Below are 5,690 nucleotides of genomic sequence, written 5' to 3'. Positions count from 1 at the left end.
AGGCCGCCCACCGTGGCCCCCGGCCACCAGGCGGAGCTGGGTGTGCGGGCCCGCCCACCGGGGCGCGATCACCTGGCGGCCCACCGCGCCCGGAGAGACGTGGGGGCGGGAAGGGGACGCCACCCGTGCCCGGCGGCCCACGCCCAGCATCTGGGAGTTCAGCCACACCTCATGCACGCCACGCGTAAGCGCCTCGCCGCCCGACACCACCGCCGGGTCGATCAGCATCTCCCCCGCCATCACCACCTGGTACCGCCCGCCGCCCAGCCCCCGCAGCTCCGGGGTGAGTTCGGCGTCCGGGAACCACCAGTGGCCGGTCACGGTGTCCTGGAGGAGCAGTTCACCGGCCGCGTACGCGAAGGGGTCGTCGACCTTCCAGTTTTCCGCGCCCTCGATCCCGTCCAGCAGCTCCGGGTCCAGGTACCAGTCGCCGTCGCGGCGCACGAGGCACAGGGGTTCGCCGTCGCCGCGCACGTGGTGGACGACGACCCGTACCGCCAGCTTGCCGTCCCGCCAGACCGGCGGGTCGACCGCGACCCGGGGCTTGATGCGGCGCGTCCTGGTGGCCAGCTCGACCAGCGAGTCGAGGCGGCCCTCCTCCAGCAGCGCCGCGCGCAGGCCGGTGACGGCCGGCAGGCCGGTCCTGACGCCCGGGGGGTAGCACTCCAGGGCCATACGGCGGACGACGTCGAAGTACTCCGTCAGCTGCTTGCCCTTGCGCTGGAGCACGCGCGGCTCGGTGACCGGCCGCAGCAGCTCCACCCGGTACGAGCGCCGCAGCAGATGGTCGCGCAGCTCGCCCGGCTCCGTGCCCTCGTGGATCGCCTCCACGACACCGCGCAGGTGGCCGTAGTAGTCCGCGGCGGTCGTCGCCCCGCCGCTGTTGTTCCCGCCGTCCTCCCGGCGCACCCATTGGTAGGCCGGGTAATCCCCGAGAATGGACACGGTCTTGGCCCGTACATAAGCACGCGCCATGAACAGCTGGTCCTCCAGCCGCACGCGGCCTTCGGGGAATTTGATGCCGTGTTCCAGCAGAAAGGACCTGCGGAACATTTTGTGCGGGGTGAGGCTTTCCATCAGCGGGGCGTCCTTGACGGTGCAGCGTTCCACTGTCCGTTTGAACACGTTGCTCGGTCCCGCCATGGTGCCGAACACCTTCCCCAGCACGATGTCCGACTCATTGCGCTCCGCGAGCGCGAGAAGGCGTTCGAGGGATTCCGGGGCGAGTTCGTCGTCCTGGTCGACGAACTGTACGTACACGCCCCTGGCCAGCTCGACGCCCACGTTGCGGGGCTTGCCGGGCCAGCCGGAATTCTCCTGGTGGTGCACCCGTACATGCGCGTGCATCGAGGCGATCCTGTGCAGCCGGTCCGCCGAATCGTCGGTCGACCCGTCATTCACGAAAAGGATTTCGTAGGTGTCGGGGGACAGACTCTGGGTGGTCAGGGACGCGGCACACCGGTCGAGGTGTTCTCCGCCGTTGTACACCGGAACGACCACACTCGCTCTGAGCATCGGACCTCCCTCAGCGATCCGGCCGCCGGAGGAAACCGGCGACCGGGCAGGGCTGTGGCGGGTGTCATGCCATTGCGGTGATCTTATCCGCCGGGTGTCGGGTCCGCATTCCGGCCCGAAACGCGGGCCGGTTTTCCTTGCGCCGTCAGGATTCCGTCACCCGGCCGCCCGCCACCGTGAGGCGGCGGGTCGTGCGGACGGCGTTCAGCATGCGGCGGTCGTGGGTGACGAGGAGGAGCGTGCCGTCGTAGGAGTCCATCGCGGATTCCAGCTGTTCGATCGCCGGCAGATCGAGGTGGTTCGTCGGTTCGTCCAGGACGAGGAGATTCACTCCCCTGCCCTGGAGGAGGGCGAGCGCCGAGCGGGTCCGCTCGCCGGGCGAGAGCGTGGTCGCCGGCCGCGTCAGGTGGTGCGACTTGAGGCCGAATTTCGCGAGGAGGGTGCGGATCTCGGCGGGTTCCGTGTCGGGGACGGCCGCCCGGAACGCGTCCAGCAGGGTGTCCGGGCCGTGGAACAGCGCGCGGGCCTGGTCGACCTCGCCGACCACCACCCCGGAGCCGAGCGTCGCGTGACCCGCGTCCAGGGGCAGCCGGCCCAGCAGCGCGGCCAGGAGCGTGGACTTGCCGGAGCCGTTGACGCCGGTGATGGCGACCCGGTCGCCCCGGTCGACCTGGAGCGTGACGGGCCCGAAGCGGAAGTCGCCGCGTGCGACCTCCGCCCCGTTGAGGGTCGCCACGACCGCGCCCGAGCGGTCCGCCGAGGCGATCTCCATCCGGAGTTCCCACTCCTTGCGGGGCTCCTCGACCACGTCGAGACGCTCGATCATGCGCTGGGTCTGGCGGGCCTTCGCGGCCTGCTTCTCGGTGGACTCGGTCCGGAGGTTGCGGCCGATCTTGTCGTTGTCCGTGGCCTTGCGCCGGGCGTTCTTGACGCCCTTCTCCATCCAGGACCGCTGGGTGTGGGCGCGGGACTCCAGGGACGACTTCTTGTCCGCGTACTCCTCGAACTCCTCGCGCGCGTGGCGCCGCGCGGTCTCCCGCTCCTCCAGGTACGCCTCGTACCCGCCGCCGAAGAGGCTGATCTTCTGCTGGACGAGGTCGAGTTCGAGCACCTTGGTGACCGTACGGACGAGGAATTCACGGTCGTGACTGACCACCACGACGCCGGCGCGCAGCCCCGAGACGAACGATTCGAGGCGTTCGAGCCCGTCGAGGTCGAGGTCGTTGGTGGGCTCGTCCAGGAGGAAGACGTCGTAGCGGGAGAGCAGCAGGGACGCGAGCCCGGCGCGGGCGGCCTGGCCGCCGGAGAGGGTGGTCATGGGCTGGTCGAGATCGACGGTGAGGCCGAGGGAGGCGGCGACCTCCTCCGCGCGTTCGTCGAGGTCGGCGCCGCCGAGGCCGAGCCAGCGGTCCAACCCGGTGGCGTACGCGTCGTCCGCGCCGGGAGCACCGTCCACCAGGGCCTGGGTGGCTTCGTCCAGCGCGGTCTGGGCGGCGGCGACGCCGGTGCGGCGGCCCAGGAAGGTCCGTACCGTCTCGCCCTCACGCCGTTCCGGTTCCTGCGGGAGATGGCCGACGGCGGCGGTCGGCGGCGAGAGCCGCAGCTCTCCCTCCTCGGGGGTGTCGAGTCCGGCGAGCAGCCGGAGCAGGGTCGACTTCCCGGCGCCGTTGGCACCGACGAGCCCGATCACGTCTCCGGGGGCGACCACGAGGTCGAGTCCGGAGAAGAGCGAGCGGTCGCCGTGTCCGGCGGCGAGTTCCTTGGCTACGAGCGTGGCAGTCATCAGACCGTCGATCCTAACGGGGCGGTGCGGGAGGGCGTCCACAACGGCCGCCGGGTGGGACCCTCGGCCGGAATTCGGCTACGGTCCCGGCATGAGCGGCGATGTGATCGTGGTCGGGGGCGGGGTCATCGGACTGACCACCGCGCTGGTGCTCGCGGAGAGCGGCCACCGGGTCAGGCTGTGGACCCGTGATCCGGTCGCGCGGACCACCTCCGCGGTGGCCGGCGCACTGTTCTGGCCGTACCGGATAGAGCCCGCCGAGCTGGTGGACGGGTGGCTGGAGCGATCGCTCGCCCAGTACGAGGAGATGGCGCGGCGGCCGGACGAGACGGGGGTCCGGGTGGTCGCGGGGCTGATGACGGACACCTCGCCGGACGGCCTCGGCGCCTGGTCGGGGCGGCTCGGGGAGCTGCGCGAGGCCCGTCCGGACGAGCTGCCCGGGGGCTTCCGGCAGGGGTTGCGGGCGGCGGTTCCGCTGATCGACATGCCGGCCCATCTGCGGTATCTGAAGGGGCGGTTCAGGGCCGCGGGCGGCACGGTCGAGCTGCGGACGGCGGCGGGGCTCGGCGAACCGGCGGCCGAGGCACCGGTGGTGGTGAACTGCTCCGGTCTCGGGGCGCGGGAGCTGGCGGCGGACGCGTCCGTGCGCCCGGTGCGCGGCCAGTTGGTGGTGGTGGAGAACCCGGGCGTCGACGAGTGGTTCGTGTCGGCCGTCGCCGGCTCCCCGGACATGACGTACATCATGCCGCAGCCGTACGGGGTGCTCCTCGGCGGTACGTCGACGGAGAACGACTGGGACCTGGCCCCCGATCCGGCCGACGCGGCGGCCGTCGTCGCGCGCTGCGCGCGGATCAGGCCCTCCCTGGCCGGGGCGCGGGTGCTGGAGCACCGGGTGGGACTGCGCCCGGCCCGGCCGCGGGTCCGCCTGGAGGCGGTCCCGCTGCCGGGCGGCGGGCGGCTGGTGCACAACTACGGGCACGGAGGCGCGGGCGTCACGGTGGCGTGGGGGTGCGCGGAGGACGCGGCGCGGCTCGCGCTCGGATAAGGCGTCCGCTCAGCAGTCCTCCACCGGTCGCGCGGCCGTGAGGTGGTAGGTCGCCCGGCCGTCCAGCAGCAGGGGGACCAGGTCGCGCTGGGACTGGCGCAGCGGGACGAACGCGCCCGTGCGGTCCGGCACGACCCGTACGCCGTGCAGGGCCAGTTCGTCCTTGAGGTCGCCGTACTGCGCCGCGTCCAGCCGGTAGCCGCAGGGCGGGTCCTGGAGGATCGCCTCGGGGGTGGCGGGTTCGTTGTCCGCGCCGCCGAGGTAGACGGGCCCCCGGTCGGCGAGACCGGCGGCCCTGGCCGTCGCCGTGGCGGCCACGATGCGCGCCCGCCGCCGGTCGGTGAAGTCGAACAGGCCGGTCAGGGCGTCGAGTTGGCTCCGTACCCGGCGCCGGTTGTTCAGCGCGGGATCGGCCTTCTCGGCGTCGGTCACCGGGTCGGTGCGGCTCTCGATGAGCAGGCCGACGGCGTGCTTGATGCCGGCCGCGTTGCGCAGGATGCGCTCCTGGCCGTCGCCCGCGGTCTGCCGGATCGGCTCGTCGGTGACGGGGTCGGTCCAGATGCCGTACGTACCGATGGAGAAGCCCCCGGCGCGCGCGGCGGGCCGGACGTACGCCTCCGAGAGGGTCTTCGACTCGTCGTGGACCCGGGGGTCGGTGTTGAGGTTGCGCGGCCAGAGGTCGAAGAGGTCCTTGTCGTAGTACGGCGGGGTGGCGCCGTACTCGTGCAGGTCGTAGATCACGTCGGGTCGCCGGTCGCGGACGACGGCGGCCAGCGCGCGGGCCTCGGCGGTCCTGAGCGCGATGTGGTCGCGGTTGATGTCGATCCCGGCGGAGTTGCCCCGGGTGTCGGCGGCCCGGCCGTCGGGGTTGGCGGTGGGGACGACGAGTACGGTCGTACGGTCGAGGAAGCGCCGGGTGTCCCGGTCCTCGGCGTAGGCGAGGTCGCGGATCTCGGTGAGGCACGCCTCGCGGCCGGACGGTTCGTCGCCGTGCTGGCTGCACACCAGCAGCACGGTGGTGGGCGCGCGTTCCGCGCCCACCCGGACGAGCTGGAGCGGGCGGCCCTGGGTGGTCGTGCCGATCGTGGTGAGCGTGGTGCGGGCGCTTCCCCGGTCGACGGCGGTGAGGAACTCCTGTTCCTGGGCCTGGCCGGTCCAGTCGGCCCCGCCGCCGGTCTCGAACGCGGTGCGCGGCGGGGCGGGGGCGGTGTGGGCGGCCTGCGCGGGGATGGTCGCGGTCAGGGGCATGACCAGGGCCGCGGCGGTGGCCGCGAGGACGAGGGTACGGAAGCCGGGGGCCATCAGCCGCTCTCTCCGGGGATCGGGGGTGTACGGCGCGGCTCGGCC

Annotated in this window: 4 protein-coding genes; 1 reads left to right on the top strand and 3 read right to left on the bottom strand. The window is 72.7% G+C overall.

Annotated elements, in window-relative coordinates:
* Both GT042_RS20830 and GT042_RS20825 read right to left on the bottom strand, forming a co-directional pair.
* A partial coding sequence (locus tag GT042_RS20830) for a glycosyltransferase (RefSeq protein ID WP_161310243.1) occupies positions 1 to 1,515 on the bottom strand: 1,515 nt, incomplete at its 3' end.
* A gap of 145 nt (positions 1,516 to 1,660) precedes the next feature.
* On the bottom strand, positions 1,661 to 3,298 hold the full coding sequence (locus GT042_RS20825) for an ABC-F family ATP-binding cassette domain-containing protein (protein ID WP_161310242.1): 1,638 nt from the start codon (positions 3,296 to 3,298) through the stop codon (positions 1,661 to 1,663).
* 91 nt (positions 3,299 to 3,389) lie between these two features.
* Between GT042_RS20825 and GT042_RS20820 the strand changes: the two genes are divergently transcribed.
* On the top strand, positions 3,390 to 4,343 hold the full coding sequence (locus GT042_RS20820; RefSeq protein WP_161310241.1) for an FAD-dependent oxidoreductase: 954 nt from the start codon (positions 3,390 to 3,392) through the stop codon (positions 4,341 to 4,343).
* A gap of 9 nt (positions 4,344 to 4,352) precedes the next feature.
* On the opposite strand, the gene GT042_RS20815 is transcribed toward GT042_RS20820, so the two are convergent.
* Positions 4,353 to 5,645: a M14 family metallocarboxypeptidase gene (locus tag GT042_RS20815; protein ID WP_161310240.1), complete on the bottom strand. Its 1,293-nt coding sequence runs from the start codon at positions 5,643 to 5,645 to the stop codon at positions 4,353 to 4,355.
* Between the last annotated feature and the right edge of the window lie 45 nt (positions 5,646 to 5,690).

Origin of the sequence: Streptomyces sp. SID3212 (genome assembly GCF_009865405.1) — a bacterium.
Taxonomy (GTDB): domain Bacteria; phylum Actinomycetota; class Actinomycetes; order Streptomycetales; family Streptomycetaceae; genus Streptomyces.
This window is presented reverse-complemented; position numbering and strand designations above follow the sequence as displayed.

Excerpts from the sequence above, each read along its gene's own strand:
- GT042_RS20825 (WP_161310242.1), bottom strand. The coding sequence starts at position 3,298 with ATGACTGCCACGCTCGTAGCCAAGGAACTCGCCGCCGGACACGGCGAC.
- GT042_RS20820 (WP_161310241.1), top strand. The coding sequence starts at position 3,390 with ATGAGCGGCGATGTGATCGTGGTCGGGGGCGGGGTCATCGGACTGACC.
- GT042_RS20815 (WP_161310240.1), bottom strand. The coding sequence starts at position 5,645 with ATGGCCCCCGGCTTCCGTACCCTCGTCCTCGCGGCCACCGCCGCGGCC.